The sequence below is a fragment of the Thermus sp. genome (assembly GCF_056332225.1).
Genome location: NZ_JBWGQW010000270.1, coordinates 1 through 503 on the forward strand (window position 1 = coordinate 1; position 503 = coordinate 503).

The window sequence follows — 503 nt, forward strand, 5'->3', positions numbered from 1 at the left end:
CTGCAGGGGTCTTTGGGGCTCATCCCGCCCAGAGCCGCCCCATCACCTCGTAAAGGGGTGCGGCTAGAACCCCCTCGCCGAGGGGGAAGGCCTCCGCTCCCGGGTAAACCACGAAGGCCATCTGGGGCCTGAGGTCCTTCAGGGCCTCGTGGAAGCCCCGGGAAGGCCTGGGGTCCAGGCTTCGCTTGACCTCCACGGCCCAGACCCTTCCGCCGGGGAGGAGGAGGACCAAGTCCACCTCCGCCCCCGCCCGGGTACGGTAGAAGAAGGCCTGGGCTCCCTCGGGGAGGACCCGGAGGAGGTTCTCCAGCACGAACCCCTCGTAGCTCCTCCCCACCACCGGGTGGGCCAGGAGGCCCTCGAGGTCCTGGATCCCCAGGAGGGCGTGGACCAGGCCGCTGTCCCTCAGGTAGAGCTTTGGGCTCTTCACCAGGCGCTTGCCCACGTTGGCCTCCAGGGGGGGAAGGCGCCTTAGGAGGTAGAGGTCCACCAAGAAGTCCAGG

1 protein-coding gene is annotated in these 503 nt (G+C 68.8%); it reads right to left on the reverse strand.

Translation table 11 applies throughout. The annotated features are described in order from the left end of the window. Window positions 1-19 precede the first annotated feature (19 nt). A partial coding sequence (locus tag AC01Y6_RS11305) for a DUF4143 domain-containing protein (RefSeq protein ID WP_476671629.1) occupies window positions 20-503 on the reverse strand: 484 nt, incomplete at its 5' end.